At 53.3% G+C, this 25,104-nt stretch carries 25 protein-coding genes and 1 pseudogene; 18 read left to right on the forward strand and 8 right to left on the reverse strand.

All coding sequences use genetic code 11. The features are described from left to right. Window positions 1–769 precede the first annotated feature (769 nt). The 7 genes and pseudogenes from EL645_RS21370 (at window position 770) to EL645_RS21400 (ending at window position 5,197) form a co-directional block, all read left to right on the forward strand. Window positions 770–1,591 carry a GNAT family N-acetyltransferase gene (locus EL645_RS21370; protein WP_126552379.1) on the forward strand — a complete coding sequence of 274 codons (822 nt, stop codon included), beginning with the start codon at window positions 770–772 and terminating at the stop codon, window positions 1,589–1,591. Then, the gene (locus EL645_RS21375; RefSeq protein ID WP_126552380.1) at window positions 1,531–1,755 is read left to right on the forward strand and encodes a GNAT family N-acetyltransferase; all 225 of its coding nucleotides are present in this window, start codon (window positions 1,531–1,533) and stop codon (window positions 1,753–1,755) included. The genes EL645_RS21370 and EL645_RS21375 overlap by 61 nt, the downstream gene beginning before the upstream one ends. Before the next feature lie 218 nt (window positions 1,756–1,973). Beyond that, the gene (locus tag EL645_RS21380) at window positions 1,974–2,240 is read left to right on the forward strand and encodes a metal-sensitive transcriptional regulator (protein WP_126552381.1); all 267 of its coding nucleotides are present in this window, start codon (window positions 1,974–1,976) and stop codon (window positions 2,238–2,240) included. A 53-nt stretch (window positions 2,241–2,293) separates the two neighbouring features. Continuing rightward, window positions 2,294–2,515, forward strand: coding sequence for a heavy-metal-associated domain-containing protein (locus tag EL645_RS21385; protein ID WP_126552382.1), 222 nt, complete (start codon window positions 2,294–2,296; stop codon window positions 2,513–2,515). A gap of 243 nt (window positions 2,516–2,758) precedes the next feature. Next, a pseudogene (locus EL645_RS45615) lies at window positions 2,759–2,914 on the forward strand (permease); the annotation flags it as partial. 204 nt (window positions 2,915–3,118) lie between these two features. Further along, entirely contained in the window at window positions 3,119–4,357 is a 1,239-nt protein-coding gene (locus EL645_RS21395) for a macrolide family glycosyltransferase (RefSeq protein WP_126552383.1), read from the forward strand. 42 nt (window positions 4,358–4,399) lie between these two features. After that, window positions 4,400–5,197, forward strand: a complete 798-nt coding sequence (locus EL645_RS21400) for an MBL fold metallo-hydrolase (RefSeq protein ID WP_126552384.1) — start codon at window positions 4,400–4,402, stop codon at window positions 5,195–5,197. Window positions 5,198–5,520: 323 nt separating this feature from the next. Here the strand turns inward: EL645_RS21400 and EL645_RS46335 are convergent, their stop codons facing one another. Further along, window positions 5,521–6,765 carry a heavy metal translocating P-type ATPase gene (locus EL645_RS46335; protein ID WP_281276350.1) on the reverse strand — a complete coding sequence of 415 codons (1,245 nt, stop codon included), beginning with the start codon at window positions 6,763–6,765 and terminating at the stop codon, window positions 5,521–5,523. Continuing rightward, the gene (locus tag EL645_RS46340) at window positions 6,756–7,925 is read right to left on the reverse strand and encodes a heavy metal translocating P-type ATPase (protein ID WP_281276351.1); all 1,170 of its coding nucleotides are present in this window, start codon (window positions 7,923–7,925) and stop codon (window positions 6,756–6,758) included. The genes EL645_RS46335 and EL645_RS46340 overlap by 10 nt, the downstream gene beginning before the upstream one ends. A 205-nt stretch (window positions 7,926–8,130) precedes the next feature. Here EL645_RS46340 and EL645_RS21410 point away from each other — a divergent pair, with 205 nt between their 5' ends. Beyond that, entirely contained in the window at window positions 8,131–8,532 is a 402-nt protein-coding gene (locus EL645_RS21410; RefSeq protein ID WP_126552385.1) for a class I SAM-dependent methyltransferase, read from the forward strand. An 80-nt stretch (window positions 8,533–8,612) separates the two neighbouring features. Here the strand turns inward: EL645_RS21410 and EL645_RS21415 are convergent, their stop codons facing one another. After that, window positions 8,613–8,924, reverse strand: coding sequence for a hypothetical protein (locus EL645_RS21415; protein WP_126552386.1), 312 nt, complete (start codon window positions 8,922–8,924; stop codon window positions 8,613–8,615). A 466-nt stretch (window positions 8,925–9,390) separates the two neighbouring features. Here EL645_RS21415 and EL645_RS21420 point away from each other — a divergent pair, with 466 nt between their 5' ends. After that, window positions 9,391–9,963, forward strand: coding sequence for a hypothetical protein (locus EL645_RS21420; RefSeq protein ID WP_126552387.1), 573 nt, complete (start codon window positions 9,391–9,393; stop codon window positions 9,961–9,963). Between the two features lie 225 nt (window positions 9,964–10,188). After that, the gene (locus EL645_RS21425; RefSeq protein ID WP_126552388.1) at window positions 10,189–10,542 is read left to right on the forward strand and encodes a hypothetical protein; all 354 of its coding nucleotides are present in this window, start codon (window positions 10,189–10,191) and stop codon (window positions 10,540–10,542) included. Between the two features lie 23 nt (window positions 10,543–10,565). Here EL645_RS21425 and EL645_RS21430 read toward each other — a convergent pair whose 3' ends face one another. The 4 genes from EL645_RS21430 to EL645_RS21445 form a co-directional block, all read right to left on the reverse strand. Continuing rightward, on the reverse strand, window positions 10,566–10,874 hold the full coding sequence (locus EL645_RS21430; protein WP_161977565.1) for an MFS transporter: 309 nt from the start codon (window positions 10,872–10,874) through the stop codon (window positions 10,566–10,568). Beyond that, window positions 10,855–11,217, reverse strand: a complete 363-nt coding sequence (locus EL645_RS21435; protein ID WP_126552390.1) for a hypothetical protein — start codon at window positions 11,215–11,217, stop codon at window positions 10,855–10,857. The genes EL645_RS21430 and EL645_RS21435 overlap by 20 nt, the downstream gene beginning before the upstream one ends. Before the next feature lie 152 nt (window positions 11,218–11,369). Beyond that, a complete protein-coding gene (locus EL645_RS21440; RefSeq protein ID WP_126552391.1) occupies window positions 11,370–12,329 on the reverse strand; it encodes a glycoside hydrolase family 43 protein in 960 nt (319 codons plus the stop codon). 559 nt (window positions 12,330–12,888) lie between these two features. Next, window positions 12,889–14,100, reverse strand: a complete 1,212-nt coding sequence (locus EL645_RS21445) for a YncE family protein (RefSeq protein ID WP_126552392.1) — start codon at window positions 14,098–14,100, stop codon at window positions 12,889–12,891. A gap of 538 nt (window positions 14,101–14,638) precedes the next feature. Between EL645_RS21445 and EL645_RS39445 the strand changes: the two genes are divergently transcribed. The 8 genes from EL645_RS39445 (at window position 14,639) to EL645_RS21480 (ending at window position 22,424) form a co-directional block, all read left to right on the forward strand. After that, window positions 14,639–15,340: a hypothetical protein gene (locus EL645_RS39445; protein WP_161977566.1), complete on the forward strand. Its 702-nt coding sequence runs from the start codon at window positions 14,639–14,641 to the stop codon at window positions 15,338–15,340. A gap of 10 nt (window positions 15,341–15,350) precedes the next feature. Continuing rightward, window positions 15,351–16,130, forward strand: coding sequence for a cytochrome c oxidase subunit II (locus EL645_RS21450; RefSeq protein WP_161977567.1), 780 nt, complete (start codon window positions 15,351–15,353; stop codon window positions 16,128–16,130). Next, window positions 16,127–18,082 (forward strand): cytochrome c oxidase subunit I, encoded by a 1,956-nt coding sequence (locus EL645_RS21455; RefSeq protein WP_126552394.1) that lies wholly within the window; start codon window positions 16,127–16,129, stop codon window positions 18,080–18,082. The genes EL645_RS21450 and EL645_RS21455 overlap by 4 nt, the downstream gene beginning before the upstream one ends. Window positions 18,083–18,104: 22 nt before the next feature. Further along, window positions 18,105–18,695, forward strand: a complete 591-nt coding sequence (locus EL645_RS21460; RefSeq protein WP_126552395.1) for a hypothetical protein — start codon at window positions 18,105–18,107, stop codon at window positions 18,693–18,695. A gap of 307 nt (window positions 18,696–19,002) precedes the next feature. Continuing rightward, window positions 19,003–19,896, forward strand: coding sequence for a cytochrome c oxidase assembly protein (locus EL645_RS21465; RefSeq protein WP_161977568.1), 894 nt, complete (start codon window positions 19,003–19,005; stop codon window positions 19,894–19,896). A gap of 12 nt (window positions 19,897–19,908) precedes the next feature. Next, a complete protein-coding gene (locus tag EL645_RS21470; protein WP_126552397.1) occupies window positions 19,909–20,637 on the forward strand; it encodes an SCO family protein in 729 nt (242 codons plus the stop codon). A gap of 91 nt (window positions 20,638–20,728) precedes the next feature. Continuing rightward, complete coding sequence (locus EL645_RS21475; RefSeq protein ID WP_218031953.1) at window positions 20,729–21,730, forward strand: heme o synthase; 1,002 nt, start codon at window positions 20,729–20,731, stop codon at window positions 21,728–21,730. A 22-nt stretch (window positions 21,731–21,752) separates the two neighbouring features. Next, window positions 21,753–22,424 (forward strand): TlpA family protein disulfide reductase, encoded by a 672-nt coding sequence (locus tag EL645_RS21480; RefSeq protein ID WP_126552398.1) that lies wholly within the window; start codon window positions 21,753–21,755, stop codon window positions 22,422–22,424. 95 nt (window positions 22,425–22,519) lie between these two features. On the opposite strand, the gene EL645_RS40265 is transcribed toward EL645_RS21480, so the two are convergent. Then, window positions 22,520–24,742 (reverse strand): hypothetical protein, encoded by a 2,223-nt coding sequence (locus EL645_RS40265; protein WP_174845309.1) that lies wholly within the window; start codon window positions 24,740–24,742, stop codon window positions 22,520–22,522. Window positions 24,743–25,104: the final 362 nt, after the last annotated feature.

Below are 25,104 nucleotides of genomic sequence, written 5' to 3' on the forward strand. Positions count from 1 at the left end.
GACGGCTGTTTTTGGCTGACTCTGACCCGCATCCTGGGACCCACAACCAGACAGGATGATCAGCAAACTAAGTAACAGAGCAGAAACAATGGTAAAAAAAGAAAAGAAGCGCTGTCGATACATGCCTGTGCGGACTGAATTTAATTTTTTATGAGACATCTTCATTGCCCGGCCTTTGCGCTAGAAAAACAATCAAACAATAAGTCATTTCTTACTTATTACATATAATGCTGAAAAAGTTATATTTGTTTCAGAATGTGTTTGCTTCCCATAAGGATGGGAAGCAAGTCGCTCCTGTGCGGACGGGCGCAGGCGCGCCCGGGCTTTTTTTTCTTGTGTGGTGCAAAAAAGTGCGCCCAGCGCACTTTTTTGCACCACACAAGAAAACTTCTTGAGCGCCTTTGGCGCTCAAACTCAGGCGTGAAGATTGCGGTGATCATATGGATCAGACACATTCGTGCGGACATGCGCAGAATATGTCTGAGCAGGTTTTATGGTGTGGTATAGAAAATGCACTGAGCGCATTTTCTATACCACACCATAAAATCAATGTCGAGTACCGCAGGTGTGGAAGTTTCTTATACCTTGTCATTTCGATGGGGTTGTGATATGTTGACTATACCCACCCCATGGGGTATGGGTTAAAAGGGAAAGAAAGCTTTATATGTCGATTTACTATATAATTTATATGCCGCGTGGTTTTTTAATGGCGGTGGGATATAAAAATAGTTATCAATGAAAAGCTAATATAAAGGAGCAACGAACAGAAATGGATAGCGCGTCAAAAGGCCTTGAGGATAGAGCTGGAATTTCGGCACAGGCACGTGAGCAAGATGGATTGCGGATAGTGCATGTTTCAACGGAGAGCGAGATTGCTACTCTTGAGCGCATCTGGGGTGCATCGCAAGATGCCGATGAGGCAGCTTTCAAGCCAGATGATGGTTGGTGGTCGCTACACAATTGGGCTACCGATAGCTGGCTGTTGCTGCAGGATGAGGTGCCGGTCGGGGTGACCGCTGTCCACATTGCTCAGGATAAAGAGGCTGCCGAGGCCCGGCTTGCTCTTCTGCCCGATTACCGGCAGTCGCCGCTTGCGTTGTTGCTGGTGGATCATGCCCGTTCAATGGCACGGGCGGGACAGAAAGCACAGTTGCGCATCGTCGCTTCGGGTAATACAACCTGGGCTGGCGCGGCCTTAAAGCAACGAGCTTTCTCTTTGTTGCGTAACGCGCATATGATGTCGCGCCCTGCGCTGTCTGAGCCGCTACCGGTTCGTGAGATTGATGGCATTCGTGTGCGTTCCTTGCGCACAGGCGAGGAGCCTTCATTGCTGGCAGCCTTGAACCGTGCCTGGGCCAACACCTGGAACTTCCACCCAATTACTATGGAGGCCCTGCTCGACGATCTGGAAGGCCACCACGATAGCTTCTTTCTGGCCGTTGATCAAGCGGATGATGCTCATATTCTTGGCACGGTTCATGCGCTGTTTGATCGCGCGGGCATAACCCGGATGGTCAACCCTACGCCTGGATCTCTAACCTTACCGTCGATCCTTCCCAGCGCGGTAAAGGGCTGGGACGTATGCTGTTGACTGTGGCCCTAAACTATCTCAGCGCCCAGGAGGGTGCTGTCTCCATTGCGCTCGGCGTGGATGGCGGGGCCGTCGCCCCTGTCTCCCTCTATCGTTCGATGGGATTTAAGCCGATCCGTACCATTGAGATCTGGGAGCTGAATGCCGCAACCCCGCAGCCATAATATTGTATGTAGCTGGCAGGGAGATTACGAGCAAGCTACATTTTTTCAGGTGTGGGGTGTGTTTGGTGGGCGGTTGCAGCCGCCCACCAAACACATCCCACACCTGGCCCGGCGCCGCCGGCCTCCAGGGAGGGCTACAGCTTGCAATGACGATATTTGTGTGTTACACTCTGCTTATACCCCTCCCGGGTGGGTAGGGGAGAGGAAGGAAGAGACATATGCAGGCAGATAAACAAGATGTCCTCAAGCGCTTAAATTATATTGAGGGCCATCTGGGTGGTGTGAGGAAGATGATTGAGGAAGATAAGTATTGTGTAGACATTTTGCGCCAGACCTACGCCATTCGTAAAGCTATTGAGAAACTCGAAAGTTTGCTGGTCGATAGCCACCTGCATACATGTGTCCCCGAAGGCATCGCAGAGGGAAGAGGAGACGAGATCATTCAGGAACTCGTCCAGCTCTATAATCTGGCGGGCAATCGCTAACTGGATATATTATTGTACGGTTGATAACTTGTACTTGAATAAAGGAAATTGTGATGACGAAGGATATTACACTTTCGGTTCCCGATGTGAGTTGCGAGCATTGCGTGAAGGCCATTAATGGCGCCTTAGGTTCTCTGGCTGGAGTCGAAGAGGTCTCGACCGATATCCCAACCAAAAGCGTCCACCTGCGCTTTGATCCGGCCCAGCTCTCGCTGCAACAGATCGAAGCCACCCTTGACGATGTCGGCTATACCGTCTCGCCAGAGCACGCCTAAAGAGCAACAATAATAGCGATCTGTACGTGCGGGGCTTGTCCCCGCTTTTTTTCTCTCCTGCATGAAAAAGCAACAATAATTGATTATTGTTGCTTTTATTCTTTAAAGGGCTTATCCATCATTTTTAACATGGAGCGGCCACCGGTGCGCAGAAAGCGGATCACAAGCAGGGCTGCTAGCACCAGGAAGATGATATTGAGGATGGTGGTGTGTATTATTCCTCAGAACCGCAACGTCGTTGCGATCACGGAAGGCATTCAGTGGAACTATACGACGGTGCTTAATATTATCTTCCTCGTCGTGGCAGCTGTGTTAGTAATCAGGTTTTTCCGAACAGGTGGCGCTGCAATGCTCAGAATGATGAACGAGCCAGCGAGACCGTTTCAGAACGGAGGCTAACTGCTGAGTTTGTAAAATGATGACAGAATGACCATCTATAAGCCTAACTCGCGAAGCTTGCGTTTGTTGATGTAGGTATTGAGCGCGAGATGATTGTCTTTCGTTCGTAGACTGATCAGATTGTTTGCAACACAGCCTTATACTATTCCTAGAAGTAAGAAGGTGAAAAACAGCGCGCTTTTTCTGTGAAGGAGGATTTCTTCCATGTCAACCTATCTGTGTTTTACGATTCCACAGCAGGGCAACCTGAACCCAATGCTCGCCATCGTACAGGAACTCGTGGCACGTGGTGAGCGGGCTATCTGCTACCTCACCGAACCATTTCGCCAGCCGATTGAGGAAACGGGAGCTAGCTTCCGTGGCTATCAATCCCATCTGAACAGTGGCCCTGATATGACCACGCAAAATGCAGGAAGCAGCTCGAACGGTGCACGATTTTTACAGTTCAGTGAGATGCTGTTTGAGGATTGTCAGCAATTGCTGCCAATGGTCCTCAAAGACATGGAGGGACAAGAGCCAGATGGCATCATCTATGGACAAAGTGCACCCTGGGGTCGCATGCTGGCAAAGATCCTCCATGTTCCTGGGATCTTGATCCGTACAACCTATGCCACCAATGAGCAGTTTCACCTTTTTCCTGATGTGATTACGCAATCTTCCTTGCCAGAAGAGGCCGAAGCCCTCGCGCAACGGAGAGCTTCCCTCAATGCACATGTCAGACAACTCTGTATGGATTATGCGATTGAGCCTTTCGATTTTTTGCACATCTTCTCGTTGGCTGAACCTTTGACGCTCATGATGCTTCCACGTGCCTTTCAATATGCCGGTGAGACCTTTGATAGCCGCTTTCAATTTGTTGGTCCCTGCATCTTACCACGCCATGATGCGACACCTTTTCCCCTTGAACGCTTGCACAATCAGTCGGTACTCTATATTTCACTTGGGACCACCTTCAATAATCGCCCAGATTTCTATAATGAATGCTTCCGCGCCTTTGCTGATTTCCCCTCGCTGGTCGTGTTGTCCATTGGGAAACACGTACGACTTGAGGATCTGGACCCTGTTCCCGAGAACTTCCTTGTCCATGCCGTTGTACCACAACTCGATGTTCTGGCTCACACAAGCATCTTTCTCACGCATGGTGGCATGAATAGTACGATGGAGGCATTCTCATTCGGGGTTCCGCTGATCGTGGTCCCCCAAACGATTGAACAAACACATACCGCACGCCGCGTCGAGGAACTCGGTCTCGGCATGGCCCTGGATGCTGAACATATGCATGCTGAGACGCTCCGAGAGGCCGTCAACACCGTGGTTCATCATCCTGACATTCGTCTGCGCGTCAAGCACATGCAAGACACCATCGCTAATGCAGGTGGGGTGCAGGCGGCGGTCCATCTGATTCTCAACCATATGCGTACCCATCACACAGTCAATGCCTGACCAGAAGACGGATTGCGGAGAGGATGAACGAAAGGAAAAACCATGCCACAACCAGCAGCCAGTCCAGTACAGGTCACCCATAGTGGTGGTCCAACGGTTCTTCTTGAAATCGGCGGACTCCGTCTGCTCACTGATCCAACCTTTGACCCGGCTGGATCTCACTATGCCAGTAAACCGGCACCCCGTGTCAAAACCGCTGATCCAACCATCTCTGTTGCTCAGCTTGGACAGATCGATGCCATTCTCCTTAGCCACGAGCAACACTTTGATAATCTGGATCGTGCAGGTCGTGCGTATCTCCCGCAAGCTGGCCAGATTCTGACCACACCTACTAGCGCGCAGAACCTGGAGGGTCAGGTTCGCGGCATGAAGACCTGGGAAACAGCCGAACTTACCGCGCCCAATGGTCTGCATATCCAGATCACAGCGATGCCCGCACGTCATGGTCCAGCAGCGATGCAGGCGGCCATTGGCGATGTCACCGGGTGGATGCTTGAGTGGGAAGGACAGCAGCATGGCGCGCTCTACATTTCGGGGGATACGGTCTTGTATGAAGATATCGTAGAGATTGGTCAGCGTTATCACGTTGGGACTGCGTTCCTGCACTTTGGAGCCTCTCATGTTGATCTCTTTGGCCCAGATCCCCTTTCGCTCACAGGGCAAGCGGGAGTTGCGTGCGCAAATCTCTTTGCGAAGGCGACCATTGTTCCGATCCATTATGAGGGCTGGTCACACTTAACCGAGGGACGTCCCGAGATTGAGCAAGCATTTGCTGCGGCGGGATTAACGCAACGATTACGCTTCCTTCCCTTTGGCCAAACTGTTGCCCTCAATGTCTGAGATAGTTTATCAAGTGAAAAGTAATACCTGACTCCTTATACACAAGTCAACGTGCGAGGGCCAGATGCTTCGGCTCATCACCGCCCAGTGCTCTGGCGATCGAGCGATGCGACACCACGGCCTGGAGGATGCCAGAGAGCGTGAAACCAAGGATCAGCGGGCCACAGGATCTCCCCAGAACATGCTGAGGGCCATGAAAAGGGCCTGCCCAAGACTATTGATGATCTGCATGGTGATCTCCCTTCGATTGCTCCTGGCGATTTATAGATGGGCTGATGGGCTGGAACTGAAACCTGCTGGCTTCGTTCCAGTCCCAATGTGTCTTAGCCCTGGCATGAGCGTCCAAAGCGGCGCAGGCGCAAAGAGTTGCTGATGACCGTTACCGATGAGAGCGCCATGGCGGCCGCCGCAAAGATGGGCGCCTGCTCTTTCAAGAACGGGATCAACGGAGATAGGATCGCCGTCGGGATCAGGATGACGTTGTAGGCAAAGGCCCAGAAGAGGTTCTGCTTGATGGTGCGCAGGGTCGCCTGTGAGAGGGCGAGCGCGCTGGCAATACTCTGCAGGTTGCCCTTGACCAGCGTGATATCGGATGCCTCCATGGCGATATCGGTGCCTGTTCCCATCGCGATGCCGGCATCAGCCTGCACCAGCGCGGGCGCATCGTTGATGCCATCGCCCGCGAAGGCGACGATCATCCCTTGCTCCTGGAGCCGTTTGACCTGTTGCGACTTCTCCTCCGGCAAGACCTCCGCAAGCACATGTTCAGCCGGGATACCGACCTTTTCCGCGATTGCCAGTGCGGTCCTTCGATTGTCTCCTGTGATCATCCATACCTGCAATCCCTGGGCATGGAGCTGCCTCACGGCTTCTCGTGAGCCAGCCTTGATCGTATCGGCGACCGCGACGATGCCGGTGCATTTTCCGTCTACCGCAATTAGCATCGCTGTCTTGCCCTGCGCCTCCAACTGTGTCAGCTGCTCTTCCGCTCCGGCTGACTCAATATTGTGTTCCCGCAGCAGGCTCCGGGTGCCGATCAAAATCGTATGCCCTTCGAGCACTGCTTGCAGACCACGGCCAGCCAATGCCGTCACCTGTTCAGGATAGTTGCTGAGCGCAAGTCCACGTGCTCTGGCTCCCTCGACGATAGCTGCCGCCAGTGGATGCTCCGAACCCTGTTCGGCGCGCGCGGCCAGGCGCAGCAGCTCATTTTCGGGCAGGTCAGCCAGCGCGACAAGGTCGGTCAGCTCTGGCTTGCCTTTGGTAATCGTCCCGGTCTTGTCCAGCAGCACGGCCCGTACAGCCTGAATCCGTTCCAGGCTCTCTCCCCCTTTGATGAGTATGCCTTGCTCGGCGCCTTTGCCTGTGCCGACCATGATGGCGGTCGGGGTGGCTAGACCAAGCGCACAGGGGCAAGCCACCACTAGCACTGCCACAGCCGCAACGATGGCCGTAATCCAGGCATTGCCACTACTGGCATCCATCATGCTCATGCCGGTGCCTGGAATGCCAATCGTGTGTCCGATAATGGCCCAGGCGACAAAGGTGAGGGCGGCAATCACCAGCACAATCGGGACGAAGATGCTCGCGATAGTGTCGGCCAGGCGTTGAATGGGGCCTTGGAGCCCTGAGCCTGTTCCACCATGCGAATGATATGGGCCAGCACCGTATCGGAGCCCACCTTTGTGGCCCGCATCTGGAGCAGGCCCTGCTGATTGACGGTAGCACCCACCAGCGCATCCCCCTGAAGCTTCTCGACCGGGATGCTTTCGCCGGTGATCATCGACTCATCGACGGACGAGCGGCCCGTAAGCACCTCGCCATCCACTGGAATCTTCTCACCAGGGCGCACCAGCAGGGTCCAGCCAACCTGCACCTGCTCAATCGGTAGCTCCACCTCACTTCCATTGCGCAGCACATGCGCGGTCCTGGCCTGCAGGCCGACCAGCTTTTTGATGGCATCATTGGTCTGCCCCTTCGCACGCGCCTCCAGATATTTTCCCAGGAAGATCAAGGTGATGATCAAGGCCGTCGTATCATAGAAGGTGACGCCACCCACGAGCCGTGGAAAAAATGTGGCCACCACGCTCAACAGATAGGATGCGCTTGAACCCAGCGAGACCAGTGTGTCCATATTGGCGCTGCCATGGCGTAGCGTCTTGAGGGCGCCACGATGGAACTCCCAGCCGACAATGGCCCAGATGGGAGTGGTGAGGATCAGCAAGAGGATATTCTCGCCCGCAAAACGGTCCATGAAAAACATGCTCAGGATCATTACTGGCAGCGAGAGCACGACGCTCAGGATCAGCAGGTTCCGCTTGCGCAGGAGTTCGGCCTGTTTTCGTTGTGCCCGTTCGTCCTCCTGGCTGACCGCTGGCGGGGCTTCCGTCGTCTCGTTGTCGGCTGAAGCCACATCAGTATACACCTCAACCTGTTCTTGGACAGGCTGTGCTATCGGTTCTGCCTTATATCCGAGCGCCTCGACTTTTTGCACCATTTGATCCAGTCCGGTCTGCGTTGGATCATAGGTTACCACGCCTCGCTCGGTCGCCAGGTTCACCTGCGCATCAAGCACGCCCGGCACCTTCTTCAGCCCTTTTTCTATGCGCATCGAACAGGATGCGCAGGTCATCCCCTCAATGGCGAAGGTCGCCTGACTCTGGGAAGGGTCCTGTGCGTGGCCCATGGCCTGCCCTTGTTCTTTAGCCTGCTTCACATCTATCGTCATAATGTTTCTCACATCGTTTCTATGCTCTACCCATACCCCCCGCCTGGGGTCTGTAGAGAGTATATGTCATGGCATCCTGGCTGTCAACCGCCTGGACAGTTGCCGCTTTAACTATATGGTGATCAGAAGTATCTGTTTATAACCGTAAGAGGGGCTTTACGTAAATGAAGAAGGTGCAAGAAATGAACAGAAGGAGGATAGCTTAATGGATTTGCTTGATTCGGCATTTGCGCATCCAAAGGGATTTGCCGGTCGCATCTGCGCCATGATTATGGGCCGTGCCACAAAGCAGCGCAACCTGTGGACGATCTCGCTTCTTGATCTTCATCCCGACGAACGCATTCTCGAAGTCGGTTTTGGCCCTGGCGCGCTCATCCATGCGATGGCGACGCAGGCTCCGGGCGCCTTCGTCGCTGGCATCGATGCTTCGCCACTGATGGTGCGACAGGCGACACGGCGCAATAAAAAGCATATCGAGAGCAACCATGTTTCCCTACTCGAAGGCTCAGCGCTTGTCTTACCATTTGAAGAAGGGTCATTTGACCTGACCCTATCTGGGCGCAACAAGACTTATCGTGTATCAGAATATAGATTCTACAATATATAATGAAAACACCATGGTCGCTCTATGCAGCAAGAAGTCAGGGAGTGATCTCATTTGTGACACACATCTATAGTGTAATTGCGTTAGCCAGGGGTGTTCCAGTTGGTGATATCGCTATGCTGGGCCGCCAGAGCACGCAGCAGGTAGTCTGTGAACTCATCATGCTGTTCCTTATTGATCATGTGCAATTTTTTCATCAGGGTCAACAGGGCGATGAGCTGATCAGTAATAAGCTCGTTGGTGACGACTGTCCGCACCTTCTCATCCTCGATATTCAAGGTAGCCGCGGTCGCAGTTGTGTGATAGCGAAGCATGTGATTCATTGAATCCTGTAAATTGCTGGTTATCCTATTCTGTAGATCTTGCACGGCCTGTGAAAAACTTTTGTCTGACATCGCTCTTTCTCCCGCGGCAATTCGCATGTTTACTTCTAACTGCAGACATACCACACATATACATTCATCTATCTAAAGACAGCGAATCACAATAACAATAGTGAGAGTTAAAATGTTTTTATAGCGTCACTATTGCAAAAACACGTATCGATAAGTATGGTGGTTCCACATATTGTACAATAACTGATCTATAAAATCACTACCTTTCATTGTATACGTTAGAAAAGTTGAACTCGTTTAGCGGGCTTCGCACCTGGTTGCAGCATTCTTTTAGCAGTTTATAAAACCAATATATTTAAAGAACTATTAGGCAGGCGGCTTTTATAATGACGAAGGGAATACAGATGACTATTCGTAGGTCCTGACCTCTTTTAAATAATGTTCCAGTTTTCTTGTATTTCTCATCGTTCTCTCTTAGATAGAGAATCTTGATATATGTAACAGATATCTCGAAAGGAGATTTTTTATGCCAACTGCTGTACGTGAACGAGCTTCTGAGGTCCGCGAGCATATGGGCACAGAAGGTGTTGTCGAAGGGATGCCATTGTTGGTAGCTGCCCTGATGGCCCGTCGTGAGGAGCATGAAGAGCACGGTGAAGGTATTCATCCTCTCCTGCTGGCCACTTTGATGTCGCGCCGCGAGGAGCGTGGCGAGGGTGGTATTCATCCTCTCCTACTGGCGACCCTGCTGTCTCGTCGAGAAGAGCACCACGAAGGTGGTATTCATCCACTGCTGTTAGCCACTCTGATGGCGCGCCGAGAGGAGCACGAGGAGGGCGAGGAGCGCCCAGAAGGCATCAATCCACTGCTATTGGCCGCTCTGATGGCGCGCCGAGAAGAGCACCACGAAGGTGGTATTCATCCACTGCTGTTAGCCACTCTGATGGCGCGCCGAGAAGAGCGTGGCGAAGGCATCAATCCGTTGTTGTTGGCCGTCTTGATGTCTCGTCGTGAGGAGCGCGAAGAGCGTGGTATCCATCCACTGCTGTTAGCCGCTCTGATGGCGCGCCGAGAAGAGCGCGAAAAAGAGACCGTCTAGCCCAGCGCAGCCGTTTCTTTTATCGCTACCCCTTGATAAGGGCTGAGGAAAATGAGAGGCTGCACGCTTTTTGGGTCAAGCCATGGGGTTTTCGGTGCGAACATCGAGCCGAAAACCCCATGCATATTAACCCCTTCCAGGCATGTTGATTGCTGTCGTTGTTGAAGTTGCTGCGCGTACAACACTTTTATTTGCTAGAGAGATGAAAAAGGAAGAAACATCATTATGACTACTAATTCTGAACAGGCAAAAACCAGGGGATATATGGACCCTATGGTTGAGGCATTGATTAAAGAACTGCTCGATAATCCGCCACATACGAAAACCGCGAATAGTGCTATCAAAGCAGCTTTGACCGAAGAGTTAATGGCATCCCTGCTTCCCTCAGCGCGTCCTATGTTGCCGAAGTCGCCAATTGAAACCGCATTGCTGGCCGAAGCGCTGGCACCCGCGCTTGCTGAAGCCCTGATGCCTGCGCTCACCAAAGCTCTTGCACCCGCACTGCAAAAAGCCCTGGAGAGTATCGTTGCCCCCAACAAGAAGAACGACCAGGAGTCAGCATCCAAAAATAATAACTAACCCATCATTCAAACAAATGTTTTTCAGGCACCTGCCCGCCGTATGTGCGGATTTAGTGTGGCTGAGAGGGCAATAAACATGAGGCCGCCTGTCATCAGAAGGATGGTGAGCTTTGTCCCGGCGTTCTGGAGCAGGAGCCCCGTCAGCGCTACGCTCACAGGGTTACTACTGAAGACAATCAGCCGGTATACGCTATTGATGCGACCTTGCAAGGCATCAGGGATCAGAGCCATGCGCCGGCTCCGCTGCAAGACATCAAAGATGGGAAGAAGGAAAAAGATGAGGGCGAGGATAGCTCCGAGCATGAGCAGGTTAGGAGCTACGATCAGCAAAGGTACGAGTAGTGCCTGTGCCCACAAGGTGCTGATAGTGATCATAAAGAAGCTCAGATGACGACCGAGTAGTGGCGCTACCAGTGACCCTAGCACACCGGCGATGCCTGCGACGGCGAAAAGGAAGGGTACGCAGCGCGGCGGCGATCCCTGCCTGGGCGGGTGAATGGGTGAGCGCGAGGATCAGCAGTGGAAAGGCCAGTTGCGACACTTGTGAGCCAGTCTGTGAGACCACCTGACCACTCCAGAGGAGCAGGTAGTCCCGGTGACGCCACAGAGGAGTCGATGGGTTGGTCTCTGCTAGCTCTTCTTTGATCACAGCCTGATTTTGATTCTCTATCACTAAATTATTCCTTATTTAATGTGTGGAGTGTGCTTGGTGGGCGGCCGCGGCCGCCCACCAAACACACTCCACGCTCCTTTTGGCTCGTCTTCGGGTTTTCAGCCTTTTCATGGCATTGATCGAGCCCGATCTTGCCTGGCAGTTCCTCGTCGTTATTCCTTATGTGGATCAGGATCATGGAAGATAGTGAGGTCCCATGTCTCGTGCCAGGGAATCTCCGGGATGCCGGCTTTTACCTGCAGGGGGAGCCAGACATAACGCGAATCGCTAAGGTCGCGTGGATTCCAGCGGTCGGCCAGAAAAATAAAGGCATTTTGCTGTCCTGGCAGCGGAAGCACAAATGTCCCTTGCGCATTGAAGGTGTATTCCGCCTGGGGTCCTGTACAGGGATTGCCCACAACTTGCCAGGGACCGAACGGCGATGAGGCGACCGCGCACTCGGCCGCGTTGGCTGCCCAACCTGTGCAGCCAGAGGTGATCAGGTAATATTTTCCAGCGTGCTTGAACATTGCCGGGGCCTCGCGCCCTTCGTGACGGCGTGGATAAGAAAATTGTTTCGTGAATACATCTTTGATGGTTAAGTAGTCATCACTCAACTGCGCGATCGTAATGTTGCGATTGTACTCCGATGCAAAAATCAGGTAGGCGGCGCCATCGTCATCCTGAAAAACTGTGAGGTCGCGGCAATCGGTGTTGCAAGGCGTTACACTTTCAACGTAGCGATAGGGACCTGTCGGTGTCGCGCTGACGGCAACTCCGGCGCGGGCATACGTATAGTCGGCTGTGTCGATGTGCATCCACATTACATAGCTCTGCGTCTCTCGATTGTAGATGACCTTGGGGCGTTCAACGATTTTTGTTGGCGCAAGATCGTGGTCCGGATTATCCTGGACCGCCGGGAGCACGATGCCTTCGTCTTGCCAGTGCAAAAGATCGCTAGAAGAGTAGCAGGAAACGCCGATCACATCGACCCGGCCTCCCTGCGGTAGGGTCGGACCATTTTTGTTTTCACCAAACCAGTAATATTTTCCCTGCTCATAGAGTATTCCTCCTCCATGAGCTTGAATGGGCTGGCCATTCAGATCGTTCCAGATGCGCCCTGGAGCAAACATACCTTTCACCTCTTAAACGCTTTCAAGTTCACATCTTTACCCAGAGAAGCTTTTTCTTGTGTTGATTAGTGAACTTAGCTGTAAGTTTTCTGCGCGATCATATATTTTGTGCGTGAAGTATAGACAACAATAAATTTGCTGTCAAGGTAGATTTTATCCTGCTTTTTCCATTTACCAGGCCATCTGTTTACAAATGTGTTTTTGATCAATACACATTTGTGAAGATAATGTATATGTATTGTGAGAATCTCCCAGGTAATAATTATAGTGGATTATTTAAGCAAATTTACCTGATTATTGATAGAAATGCGCTCTACACACGTGTAGAGCGCCGGGTATTATTATCTGGTTGAAAAGCTTTTTTCAGCGAGCTATTTTCATTACATGTGCCCTCGGGATATGTGCTATTTCGATGGAAGGAAGGGCTTGTATTTGATTTAGATTGATTTATTTCGATGTAATGGGAATATGGCTGAAGCTCCAGACTGCATATTGGGTGCACGTTTATTTGTTACTGGAGACCAGGCAGGTGGAACGCTATTTGATAGTAAGAGTTGATTCATGATTGGTTATCTCGGTGCTGTCGGTACCGCTGGTACAGCCAGAACGCGATCCACAGTAAAGCCCCAATGAACAGGATAAGTAGGATGATTGTGAGTACTTCTTTGTTGATCAATGTCGCTGGGGTGGCTGTGGTCGTGGTGCTGGCTGGGAGTGGCGCATGGGCGCTGGCGGGCGGATAGAGTCCTGTGACGATGAAGTGTGGCGTTCCAGCTACGTGAATACTGGTGATGATGTTGCGCGCAGGAATATCCAGCATTACGACCTCGCCATTGGCCAGCGCGACGAAGCCCAGTTGTCCATCGTTCGTGATAGCGACCGCTTGTGGGGCGCTGTTGAGCTGAAAAATATGCGCTGGCTCACGTGGCTGCTCCCGGCTGCCGGCGGTGACGGGGTTCAGTACAGCGAGCTGCTTGTGCTGGCTATCGGGGACATAGATCTGCCCGGTGGTGGCATCGTAATCCATGGGGCCGAACTGCCCTCCCGTAAGCAGCGTGCGCAGGAGGCGCCTGGTGTTGAGATCGATGGCGATGACGCTTCCCTGGCGCGTGGTGATGTAGGCGGTGAAGCCACCAGGAATACTGATATTGCGTGGTCCTTGCTCCATGGGTATCGTGCCGAGTGCGTGGCCGGTGACCTCAAAGATGCTAAGGGACGTGGTGCCACTGATCCAGAGCTGGTTAGGGGTGTCAGGTGTGGCGTTGGCCGCAGTCGCCGCCGTGACTGCCAGTCCATAAATAGGCTGCCGGGTTGGGAAGGTTTTTTCGATGGCACAGTTTTGAGGATTAAGCGCACGCACGCTACTATCTCCCTGTCCGGCTGTGTACAAGACGCTGCCATCCAGGCTCAACGCCATTAGCGCTGGTTGTCCCGGTAGGGCGGCCGCGCAGCGTAGCTGGCCAGTGCTGGCATTAATGATCGCGACCCGGCCCAGGGCTGGTTGGGCGAGGTAGAACGACTGTCCATCCAGGCTCAACAGGACCGCGCTCGGCCCTCCAGTTTCTGTAAACGTACGCCTCACGCGCTGGGTGGCGATATCAATCACGCTGACACCTTGTCCCCCTCCAGCCACATAGGCAAGCTGGGGCGCGCCACCATCAGCACGCGCGGACGAGGGGCACAAACATATAAATAATATCGATACAAACATAATAAGGGATAAGAATGCATAAATAACAATATTGCGCTGTGTGCGCGTGTTTCCCTCCATAGTTGTGTTCCTCTTTCTATTGTATCGCTAAGTGAATTTGTGTTATAAGCCAGTCTTGATATAAAGACGAAGAATGGCTGAGAATAAAAGAAAATTGAGTTCTTAAATCAGTATTTAACTGATCCATTTATTAAGCATGAGCAAAAGTAGATCGCTCAATAGTGTAAAGAAATTATGCCAGCATTCGTTTTTTGATAGGACTCGTATTTACTCACCGATTAAAGTTAAAAAAACATATATCTTTAAATACGCCGCGCCGCACATATATAAATACATCTATACAAATACATGTTTTTATGGTATACTCAAATCGCAACCAGTACATTTAATGCTTGCCAGGCCTTTTATCGTTTTTTGATCTTTCTCTGCTATCCAGTACCTACAGTGCCTTATGGTATCCACGCCTTAAGATGCTGTTATTTGTTATTTTATAGCTAGAAAGCCTCCATCAAGTATCCAACCTATGTAATGTATGTCACCACATTGATCAGTACAGAGTCCAACTTTTGCGTCACACTTACGAACGAGGAGGACTACATTGAAGCAGCGTGCGTCTGGTATTGTTCTTGGTGTCGTCGGAGCGATCGTTCTCGGTTTCGCCGTGCTTGCCGCGATATGGCAGGGGGTGAATGCCATTGGTGGCCTTGGCTACGAGCCTGGTGTGCTGAAGGCTTCTAAAACCGGAACAAATGAGGCGACCATCTCACTCTCAACCTTCCCCGATAGTCAGGTATGTCACCAGGATGCCAATGCCCAGCAGATCGAGTGGGTAAGCTATTGTCCTACTACCAGCCTCGAAGTTCCTGCCAATAGTCTGATTACCGTCGTCATCAACAATTATGATAGCGCGACCAAGCTGGTCAACCCCTATTTTCGGCAGGTGCAGGGAACGGTTGGCGGCGTTGAAATGGTCAACAACAAACCTATGAGCCAGGTGAGCGCGGACAACATCTCGCACACCTTTACCTTGCAATCGACGCCTGAGGAGGTCCATCCTTTATTCGTCAGTGTGCCTATCGTAGCGGTTCCTGATGATGCCCCTGACGCTGTAACGATTGCTGGCAATCAATATCCCAGGCCCAATGTTATCTCGTTCCAGTTCCGCACTGGTCCGGCAGGCACTTACATCTGGCATTGCTATGATCCCTGTGGTGCTGACCGCGTGCCTCCGTATGGTTTCAGTGGCGCGATGTCGACAACTGGATTTATGGCCGGGACGTTGCAAGTCACAAATTATTAAGGGAGGCAAGATGTCTGAGGCGAATATCCAGGAAAATACTGAGGGCGCTTTGCCTGCGCGTCGAGATCCGCATCATTTGCGCCGTGCAGTGATTATCTGGGCGGTGCTTTCCATCATCGGCATTGTGGCTGTCGTGTTTCTGGCTCCCCTGGTGCTTCCCGTGGCCGCGGACGATATTGACGCGGTTGATAACGGGACCCTGGTCTTTTTTACCGCGCTGGCCGTACCGGTGGCCCTCTTTGTGTTTGTCTTTCTGGGCTATAGTGTGCTGGCCTTTCGGGTCAAAGAACAACCAACTGAGGGAGCCGTGCCTTTACAGCCAACGACGGGACTACAGATTGGTTGGCTGGGAATTACCGGCCTGCTGTGCCTCTTCCTGGTGATCTGGGGATTGTTTGCATCTTATCAGCAGACGGTGGCCGCACCAGCTAATCCACTGGTCGTCCAGGTGACGGGTCAGCAGTGGCTGTGGAACTTTAATTATCCAGAATACGGTGCTTCCACCCAGGGGCAGTTGATTGAGCTACCGGTGAATCGTCCGGTAGTGTTCGAAGTCACCTCGAAAGACGTGCTGCATGGTTTTGCGATCCGTTCGCTGGGGATACGGGTAGATGCTAATCCCGGACAGGTGACCACGACCACGATCGTGACGCCTTCGCGCATTGGGAGCTACAGCGTCGCCTGCGTAGAACTGTGTGGACTCTATCACTCCTATATGTGGTCATCGGTAGATGTAGTGAGTAGTTCGTCGTTTAACTCCTGGATTGTCAGTCAGGGGGGACACTTATGAGCCAGGTCAAGCGCGCAAGTCTGCTACAAAGCCTTTTCCCCAGCGTGGTCTCCGGGGTGCTGCTTGGCGTCATTGGAGCCGTTATCGCGTGGGTGCTGCTGGGCATCTGGGCTCCAGATAATCATGATGCGCAGTTGGTAGCCGCTTATACAGCCTGGGTGCTTTTCTTCTTTATTGGTATCGGGGCCTTTAATGGCGTGGGACGGTGGGGCTTTAGCCGCCGTGATGCAACGCCGGCCGAGGAGTTGCAACTGGCTGGCAAGGATCAGGGGCTCTGGCGTTACTTCCGCTATACGACCGATCATAAGGTTGTAGGGATGCAATACCTGGCCACTGTGTTGATCTTCTTTTTCCTTGGCTCTATGGGTGCCTTTCTGATCCGGCTGGAACAATCCAGGCCAGGTGCGATCTTCCTGACACCTTCGACCTACAATACCATCGTGGGCCTGCATGGCATCCTGATGATTGTGGCTACTATCATCATGGTTAGTGGCCCATTTGGCAACTTTGTACTGCCGATCATGATTGGGGCGCGCGATATGGCGTTCCCACGCCTCAATGCCTTGAGCTACTGGCTGCTCTTCTCGGCTATTCCGGTCTTCTTTTCGACTCTGGCCTTTGGCGGTTTCCCAACCGGCTGGACCGGTTATGCTCCGCTCGCGGTGCAGGAGTTGACGCCCGGGATGGATGCCTACTGCTTCACGATCATACTCTTTGCTATCTCGACGACGATTGCGGCCCTGAATATCGTGACGACCGTGCTGGTGTTTCGCGCCCGGGGCATGACCTGGGGACGGCTGCCGATCTTTGTGTGGGGCGTGTTGCTCTCGGTCTTGCTGGGTCTGACGGCCTTCCCGTCGTTCATGATGTCCCAGATCATGGTCTTGATGGACCGGGTTTTCCAGACCTCTTTCTTTATCGCCGCCTCCGGGGGCAGCAACTGGCTGTATGAGCATATGTTCTGGTTTATGGGACATCCTGAGGTGTATGTGGTTGCCTTGCCCGCGATGGCCGTGGCGGCCGAAGTGACCTCGGTCTTTACCCGTAAGCCGGTGTTCGGCTATCGTATGATGATCGGCGGCCTGGTGAGCATCTGCATCTTGAGCGTGCTGGTCTGGGGACACCACCTCTATACCAGTGGTTCGGCTTCCGCGCTGGATGCCCCCTACATGCTTGATACCGAGCTGATCTCTATCCCGACCGGCCTGTTTTTCCTGGGCATCATCGGAACATTTTGGCGTGGCAAGGTCTGGATGACGGTACCGCTGCTGTTTGTGGTTGGCATGCTGGTCAACTTTGTGATCGGGGGTGTAACCGGCATCTACCTGGCGGACCTGCCGACCGATGAGATCTTGCACGGCGGCATGTTTGTGACGGCGCATTTCCATTTCACCCTGGTTGGGAGCATGGTCTTTGGCTTTTTCGCGGGCTTCTACTACTGGTTTCCCAAGATGCTCGGCCGGCGCCTTAATCCTACCCTGGGACGACTCCATTTCTGGCTCTTTGAGATCGGTTTCCTGGGCACGTTTCTGGCGCTATTCTATGCAGGCTTGCAGGGCGAGCCGCGCTGGTCAGCCAATGTTGCTCCTTCCTATGCGGTGGCCAATCTGATTGCCAGCCTGTTTGCTATCTTGATCGCGGCCTCTGTCTTCACGCTTGTCTATAACGTAGTGCTATCGGTGATACGCGGAGAGCCTGCGCAGGCCAATGAGTGGGGCGCCAGGACGCTTGAGTGGACTGTGCCGACGCCGGTGCCGCTTGAGAACTTTGAGCATTTGCCCGAGGTGAAGGGATTACCCTATGATTATTCGTCCCCTATTCCGGTCAATGGTGCCGCGGAGCTTGCGGCTACCCTGGTGCCTTCTACTCCACGCGACTATGTGTTACCTGTAGCAACCAGTACCGATGGCGATGCACCAGGCACGTCCCTGGAGACACCGTTGGAGAATTGATAGCCTTGATAGGAGACATGTTATGAATACAGCCCTGGAGCAGATGCACGAGATTGAGCCACGGGTGCGCGTGGTGCGGGCGCGTGCCGCCGTGCTACTGCTCATTCTATCGGATGCCTTGTCTATCGTGGCTATCATGGCGGCCGGTGGCTACCTGAGTGCGCTCGACACGCTGAACCAGTACAGGCTCTCTGGCGAGCATCCCCCGGCCTTCCTGCCTGGACTCCTGTTGATTATCGGGCTGCTACTGAGTGGGCTCTCTTACTACTGGTGGGAGCGCTCAGTGCGTAAGGATGATGGTAGTGGGCAGCAGGTTTTCTTCTACCTTGCCCTGGTCTTGATGGTGCTGGGCCTGGTCGGGCAGATCTGGATCGGTGCGACCCTGGGTTATGCCGCTCCTTTCCACGCCTATGTGAGCTTGATGCTACTGTTTACCTGGTACGCGGCGGCCCATCTCTTGCTGACGGTGATTGTTGGTGCGCTCATGCTGGGGCGACTGTTGCGTGGTCGTGTGGCCGGCTATAGCTACCTGGTGACCTCGGTTGGCTATTGGTGGTACTACACTGTTATCGCGGCCTTGATCATGTGGCTCTTTGCCTCATTATTGATGTGATAGGCGCCTGGAGCTCGTATGTGTGGGGCCTGGTATCAGCGATGAGAGGTCGAGCGGCGATGACACACTGGCCTATGCGGTGCTTAAAAGTGGACCGAGCGTTTGGGTACCGCGTGGAGGAAAGGGTCATGCTAGGAGGTACTTAGGCGCGGGGATACTGGGCCGCCGCTCTACGGGGGGTGGCAAGCGAGGGCTGAGCCTCGCACCTACGGGGGTGGCACCTACGGGGGGTGGCGCCTACGGGGGTGGGGTGCCTATGATGATGGGTGTTTTTGGTTGCGCTTGATTTCCGTTTGGAGGGATGGCGATGGGTATCTGGTTCGATGCTAATGGGTGGCCGGTGCCGCCTGTGGTGCTGCTGATCTGCCTGGTTGGTGAGACGTTGTACCTGCGGGGCTGGTCTGTGATTGTCAATCGGGAGCAGGTACGGGACGCTGGCAGCAGGGCTGGGGAGCCATGGCCGGCCTGGCTCTGGCGCGGTGCCTTCTTTACCGCTGCGATATTTACGTTCCTGCTTGCCGCCAGCGCGCCGATAGATACGCTCTCCGCCAGTCTGTTCTGGGTCCATATGGTGCAACACTTGCTGTTGCTGGTGGTCATGGCTCCGCTACTGGTGGCCGGGGCCCCGCTGCTGCCGCTGTGGTGGGGGCTGCCGCGAGCGTTGCGCGCCTGGTTGCAGGTGCTGGCTCGCTGGCCTCTGGGACGGGCCGTTGCCCGCCTGGGATACTGGTTGCGCCAGCCGGCTATCTCGTGTGGGCTCCTGCTGGCCGGTATCTGGATCTGGCATTGGCCCACTCTCTATGACCTGGCGTTGACCAACGATCTTATTCACGATTGGTGCGAGCATCTGATCTTTATCGCGGTAAGCGTCCTGTTCTGGACACAGATAATCCCATCGCCTCCGCTGCGTTCGCGCGCCAGTTATCTGGGCAAGATGGGCTGTATCGGGGTGGCGATAGCGCAAAATGTGGTGCTGGCTATTCTCATCGGGTTCGCTCCCCATCCTATCTACGCTCCTTACGCGCATATGGTGCAGTGGCCGGGAGGACTCTCAGCCTTACAGGATCAGCAGTTTGGCGCGGGCATCATGTGGACGTTTGGGGATGTGCCGTTTGGCGTGGCTTTCAGCGTCCTTTTGCAGCGCTGGCTGATCCTGCACACCGATGATATCGGCACCAATGTAGCGCTGGGGGAGCACTGAAAGGAACTGGCCATGCGCAATGTAGAGAATAAAGAACGTACGCCAACTGAGGATACTGCGGTGCGCGTGCAGGGAGGGCGGGTGCGCACACTGACCTTGCTATCCTTTTCAATTACGTTTGTGTTGATTATGCTTCTCGGTGCGCTCTGGGGGTCCAGACTGCTTTTTGCGGCTCGTAACCAGGCGCCGACTGCCGAGGCCATCAATTCTCTGGGCGGTTTTCCGCTACCGGGTAAGGCCGCGCCAGATTTCACGCTGGTCAACCAGTTCAATCAGCCTGTCACGCTATCAACCCTGCGTGGACGCGAGGTGGTGCTGGCCTTTATCGATGCACGCTGCACAACGCTTTGTCCGTTGACGGCTGAGATTATGTATAACGCGAAGGCTCAGCTAAAGCCTGCCGAGGCCAGTAAAGTTGTGCTGGTAGCCGTCAACGCCAACCCTGCCGCGACCAGCGTCACCGAGGTTCAATCCTGGTCGATCAAACACGGCATGCTGCACCAATGGCTATTTCTCACTGGTACGTCGCAACAACTGCAAGCGATCTACCATCAGTACAATGTTTATGACCAGGTCAGCACCAATGTTGCCGTAGTGCACGATCCAACCATGTTCATCATCGATGCTCAGGGGCGCTCGCAGCTCTATTACGAGACGCTCGATTCCAGTCTCAAGGCCGATCTTAGTAGCGAGGAGAATGGCTTGCTGGCTGGCATGCGGCATTGGCTTCCACAACTTTGATACAACCATGTTCCATCCCACCAGAAGCAGCGTGGTTCATTGTAGATTGTAACGCTTGTTGCTTTGAGGTTTCGCATGAGGGATTCACTTTATGAAATTACTACATCGACCTGCATGGATGAAGATTAGCCCGGCATATGTTCTTCCTATAGTTCCTACGACGCATGGTGGAACATTAGATGTCCCGGTCGCAGGGGACCAGGGAGTACCAGTAGTAAGCGTTCCGTTGCGCCAGGTGATCTCGGCGTATATCAATCTAATGAAGCCACATGTAACTGTTCTATTGCTGGGCATCACGGTGGCCGCGATGGTTATCGTGCACGGAAGTTTGCCCGCGTTAGGCCTGGTTATCGCGACACTGCTGGGCGGGGCCATGGCGGCCGGTAGCGCTAACTGCATCAATTGCTACATCGATCGTGATATCGACCAGGTGATGAGCCGTACTCAGCGGCGCTCGCTGCCCGCGGGACGTGTGCAGCCGCGCCAGGCACTGCTATTTGGTTTCGCCTTAGGCATTGGCTCCTTCCTGGTCCTGACCCTCTTCGTCAACCTGCTAAGTGCCGTGCTGTCCGCAGCGGCCATCGTCTTCTATGTGGTCGTGTATACAATGTGGTTGAAGCGCACCACAACGCAGAACATCGTGATCGGTGGGGCCGCTGGCGCGGTCCCGGTGCTGGTTGGCTGGGCGGCGGTCACCAATAGCCTCTCGCTGACCGCTATCCTGCTCTTCGCCATCATCTTTTTCTGGACGCCGCCCCATTTCTGGGCGCTGGCCCTGCTGATCCACAAGGACTACGAGCGGGCGCATATTCCGATGTTGCCCGTGGTAAAGGGAGAGCACGAAACGCGCAGGCAGGTCTTTCTCTATTCGATCCTGCTGCTGGCGATTACCTTGCTTCCCTATGTCACACAGAGAATGGGCATCCTGTATCTCATTGGTGCCGTGCTGCTGGGTGGCATCCTGGTCTATATGGCGCTACGCTTGCTGATGGATCACACCAAGAAATGGGCGCGTACACTTTTCTGGTATTCAAACTGCTATCTGGCCGTCCTTTTCGCGGTGATGGTAATCGACCGCGTACTGCTACACTGATTAGACGAGACAGGAACGCTGTATGATGGAATCTGAGAATGTCGCAGCCAGCCAATCATTGTCCCCTTCGGAGCAGCAGAAGGGGACAACCCCTTTTCGCTCACGTAAGCGCGGTATAACGACCTTTGTACTGGTGTGTGTCTGCAACGTGGGGCTGCTCGTGCTGCTCTGGACGCAACTCTTGACTCCGGCACACCAGCCAGCCCAGAGTGCTACGCAGGCCAGCAACAGCAGTATCAGCACCGGTGATCTCGCGAGTCCACTGCTCGGCAAGCCCGCGCCAGATTTTACCTTGCCTGTCCTTGTTGCCAGTGGCTCTCGACCAGTATTGCACCTGGCCGCCTTTAAGGGCAGGCCCGTCATTCTGAACTTCTGGGCCTCCTGGTGCACTCCCTGCAACGACGAAGCCATCTTCTTGCAGAAATCCTGGCCAACCCTCAAAGGTCGTGGCATCGTCCTGATCGGGATCGACAGTGCGGAAAAGAGTAGCGCGGCCCTTGGCTTTATGCAACGCTACAGGATCTCCTATGCCAACGTGCAGGACACCATAACCGCTGCTACCGCCACTAACTACAATGTAGCCGGTCTGCCCGAGACCATCTTTATTGATCGCCAGGGAAAGGTGGTGGCGCACTGGGTCTCCCCGCTTAACGCGCAGGGATTACAGCTCGAAGTGGGCAAGCTCACACACTGAGCAAGGGGAGCGATAAGCTACTGTGAGGAAAACCAGATCGGGATGGCATTGCTGCCATCCCGATCAGTGAGTGCCAGAAATTATTTTCCTGTGTACTAGTTGATATTCAACGCGACATCATCAACATAGAAGTTGGTGGGGAGCGATGAATCGGTCGTACCAAGGAAGTATACCTGAACCTGCTTGCCTTTGTAGGCTGACAGGGCGGATGTTACATCAAAGCTATACTGTGTCCAACCATGGGTGTTCGCATTACACTGCTTCTGTGGTGTTGAGATGGTCGCACCAGAAGTTGTGCGCAGACGAGCGTAGAAGTAGTCATAACATGTGCTACCTGACTCGTTGGTACTGATGTATGTCCAATAGGTCAGTGTAATCTTTGAAGCGGTCGATGGCACACTAACGGTCTGGTAGATTGAGTCGTTACAAGAGTCGTATCCACAGAGGTAGGCGCTATAGCTGCCGCTGTGTGGGTTGCTTGAGTCTACAATCTCGTAGCCGCCTGAAGAGCTTTCCGTCCAGGAGCTAGATCCGTTCTCAAAGCCACCATTGGTGATGACATTGCCACCACCACCGCCGCTGGAAGTGACGGTCACTGTGACAGATGTGCTATGGTTAGCACTACCCTCGGTACCATTGACGGTTACGGTGTAGGTGCCAGCGGCAACGCTTGAGCCGACCGAAACGGTCAGGGTCGAAGAACCACCAGCTGTAACGGAGGTTGGTGAAAGAGACGCTGTTGGGCCAGAAGGGGAAACGCTGGCTGTCAGGCTAACGGTAGCGGCTGAACCACTGGTAACCGCGGTAGAGATGGTAGATGATCCATTGCTTCCCTGAGCGATTGATAGGTTGCTAGGACTCGCGCTGATTGAGAAGTTGTTGCCACCGCCGCTGGAAGTGACGGTCACTGTGACAGATGTGCTATGGTTAGCGCTACCCTCGGTACCATTGACGGTTACGGTGTAGGTACCAGCGGCAACGCTTGAGCCGACCGAAACGGTCAGGGTCGAAGAACCACCAGCTGTAACGGAGGTTGGTGAAAGAGACGCTGTTGGGCCAGAAGGGGAAACGCTGGCTGTCAGGCTAACGGTAGCGGCTGAACCACTGGTAACGGCAGTTGAGATGGTGGCTGAGCCATTGCCGCCCTGAGCGATTGACAGGCTGCCAGGATTCGCACTGATTGAGAAGTCGTTGCCGCCGCCGCCGCCGCCAACGGTTACGTGTGAGATATCACAGCGATTGGTGTCATTGGACCAGGTGGATTGCATTGCGAAGGTACCGGTGCTCATGCTTACGTTGGCTGAAGCACCCTGACCAGAGCTGATCCATGCGCACTCGTCACCATTTTCCTGGCCGCTGGAGGTGTTGGTCCAACCGCCGGCAGGATTCTGATCGGTAACGGTTTCAGCATACTCGTGGCCTTCAACGATGGTATAGCCATCATCCGTGCCATTGGAGTTCACGAAGTTCTGACCGCAGCTGGAACCCTGGTCCATCACATATGGCATGTTGGTGAATGCGATATCGCCATAAGGTGAGCTAGCAGGACCACCGCTCAATGAGCTGTCGCCATTGTAGTCATGCCAGGCGCAGAAACCACCAGTTTTGTAGTTATCTGGATTGGCACCGGTAGGAGATAGAATAACGTACTGAGCATAACGATTAGTAGATGCTGAGGTATTGCCAAAGTGCGCGGCAGCTTTAATGGCTTCGTTGGCGATCTGGTTACCGCTGGCCGCACTTGGAGATGCGCCAGAATTGTCATACCAGGCACCAGCAAAAGCACCACCGGTTGGATAACCAACGTGGGCAGCACTTCCAGAACAGCTGGTCGCGCCGGTTGAAACACCAGAACCATCACAGTACTGGGTCATAGTACCAGACCACTGCTCACCTGTACCCAGTCCCTTGAACAATTTCTGGATCAAAGGTGCGCCACTATCAGGATCACCAGAGAAGGTCAGATTACCGCTGCCATCGGTGCTCTGAGATCCCCACTGTGTGCCCCAGAAAACTAAATACACTTTTTCGTGGCCACTGGTCACGCCAATGCCATCAATACCGCCACCATAGGCAAGGGTATTGGTGGCTGCAGGGTGCACTACGCTGTATGCCTTCATTTTGTTGTTCTGTGAAATAGTAGGAACAACACCATGACGATAGCTGTGCTGGCTGGCCGGGGAATAAGGGTTGACGCCCGCAGCATTGCTTGCGCCATCCGTGGATGTTGTAGCCGCAAAAGCGCTTGCTTGCGTCACAAGCGACAACATCAGCACGAAAACCGTCAGAGAGAAAAATCGCATCACTCGTTTCTGCACAAATAAACTCCTTTTTTGAGGCAAAAGAAACGTTTCTCTATTGGCGGACATAATTAAGGAATGTAAGTAGGATGTTGGCACTCATTTCCTACCGTCATTTAATGTAAGTATAGGATTAAGACCTTTGCAATGGCTTCGACTTGAATTACATAATATCTGGGCAAGAAATAAGAATAGTCACTGACCAGTAAAAGGATTGTATAAGACTTTTATGCGCCGAGAAAAGCATAACAAGGGCTTTATAAAGATAGTTCGGTGACACTATAAAGTTATTTGTTGGATTATATGTTGCCATCTAACTATACTAAGTGAAATGGTTATATATTAAAGGGATATGCGGGGCGCTTTGATATGCAGCAATA

The sequence above is a fragment of the Dictyobacter kobayashii genome (assembly GCF_003967555.1).
GTDB lineage: Bacteria > Chloroflexota > Ktedonobacteria > Ktedonobacterales > Ktedonobacteraceae > Dictyobacter > Dictyobacter kobayashii.

Bases quoted from the DNA above. Each gene is read 5' to 3' on its own strand.
- EL645_RS21370 (WP_126552379.1), top strand. From the start codon at position 770: ATGGATAGCGCGTCAAAAGGCCTTGAGGATAGAGCTGGAATTTCGGCA.
- EL645_RS21380 (WP_126552381.1), top strand. From the start codon at position 1,974: ATGCAGGCAGATAAACAAGATGTCCTCAAGCGCTTAAATTATATTGAG.
- EL645_RS21385 (WP_126552382.1), top strand. From the start codon at position 2,294: ATGACGAAGGATATTACACTTTCGGTTCCCGATGTGAGTTGCGAGCAT.
- EL645_RS21395 (WP_126552383.1), top strand. From the start codon at position 3,119: ATGTCAACCTATCTGTGTTTTACGATTCCACAGCAGGGCAACCTGAAC.
- EL645_RS21400 (WP_126552384.1), top strand. From the start codon at position 4,400: ATGCCACAACCAGCAGCCAGTCCAGTACAGGTCACCCATAGTGGTGGT.
- EL645_RS46340 (WP_281276351.1), bottom strand. From the start codon at position 7,925: ATGACGATAGATGTGAAGCAGGCTAAAGAACAAGGGCAGGCCATGGGC.
- EL645_RS21410 (WP_126552385.1), top strand. From the start codon at position 8,131: ATGGATTTGCTTGATTCGGCATTTGCGCATCCAAAGGGATTTGCCGGT.
- EL645_RS21415 (WP_126552386.1), bottom strand. From the start codon at position 8,924: ATGTCAGACAAAAGTTTTTCACAGGCCGTGCAAGATCTACAGAATAGG.
- EL645_RS21420 (WP_126552387.1), top strand. From the start codon at position 9,391: ATGCCAACTGCTGTACGTGAACGAGCTTCTGAGGTCCGCGAGCATATG.
- EL645_RS21425 (WP_126552388.1), top strand. From the start codon at position 10,189: ATGACTACTAATTCTGAACAGGCAAAAACCAGGGGATATATGGACCCT.
- EL645_RS21440 (WP_126552391.1), bottom strand. From the start codon at position 12,329: ATGTTTGCTCCAGGGCGCATCTGGAACGATCTGAATGGCCAGCCCATT.
- EL645_RS21445 (WP_126552392.1), bottom strand. From the start codon at position 14,100: ATGGAGGGAAACACGCGCACACAGCGCAATATTGTTATTTATGCATTC.
- EL645_RS21450 (WP_161977567.1), top strand. From the start codon at position 15,351: ATGTCTGAGGCGAATATCCAGGAAAATACTGAGGGCGCTTTGCCTGCG.
- EL645_RS21455 (WP_126552394.1), top strand. From the start codon at position 16,127: ATGAGCCAGGTCAAGCGCGCAAGTCTGCTACAAAGCCTTTTCCCCAGC.
- EL645_RS21460 (WP_126552395.1), top strand. From the start codon at position 18,105: ATGAATACAGCCCTGGAGCAGATGCACGAGATTGAGCCACGGGTGCGC.
- EL645_RS21465 (WP_161977568.1), top strand. From the start codon at position 19,003: ATGGGTATCTGGTTCGATGCTAATGGGTGGCCGGTGCCGCCTGTGGTG.
- EL645_RS21470 (WP_126552397.1), top strand. From the start codon at position 19,909: ATGCGCAATGTAGAGAATAAAGAACGTACGCCAACTGAGGATACTGCG.
- EL645_RS21475 (WP_218031953.1), top strand. From the start codon at position 20,729: ATGAAATTACTACATCGACCTGCATGGATGAAGATTAGCCCGGCATAT.
- EL645_RS21480 (WP_126552398.1), top strand. From the start codon at position 21,753: ATGATGGAATCTGAGAATGTCGCAGCCAGCCAATCATTGTCCCCTTCG.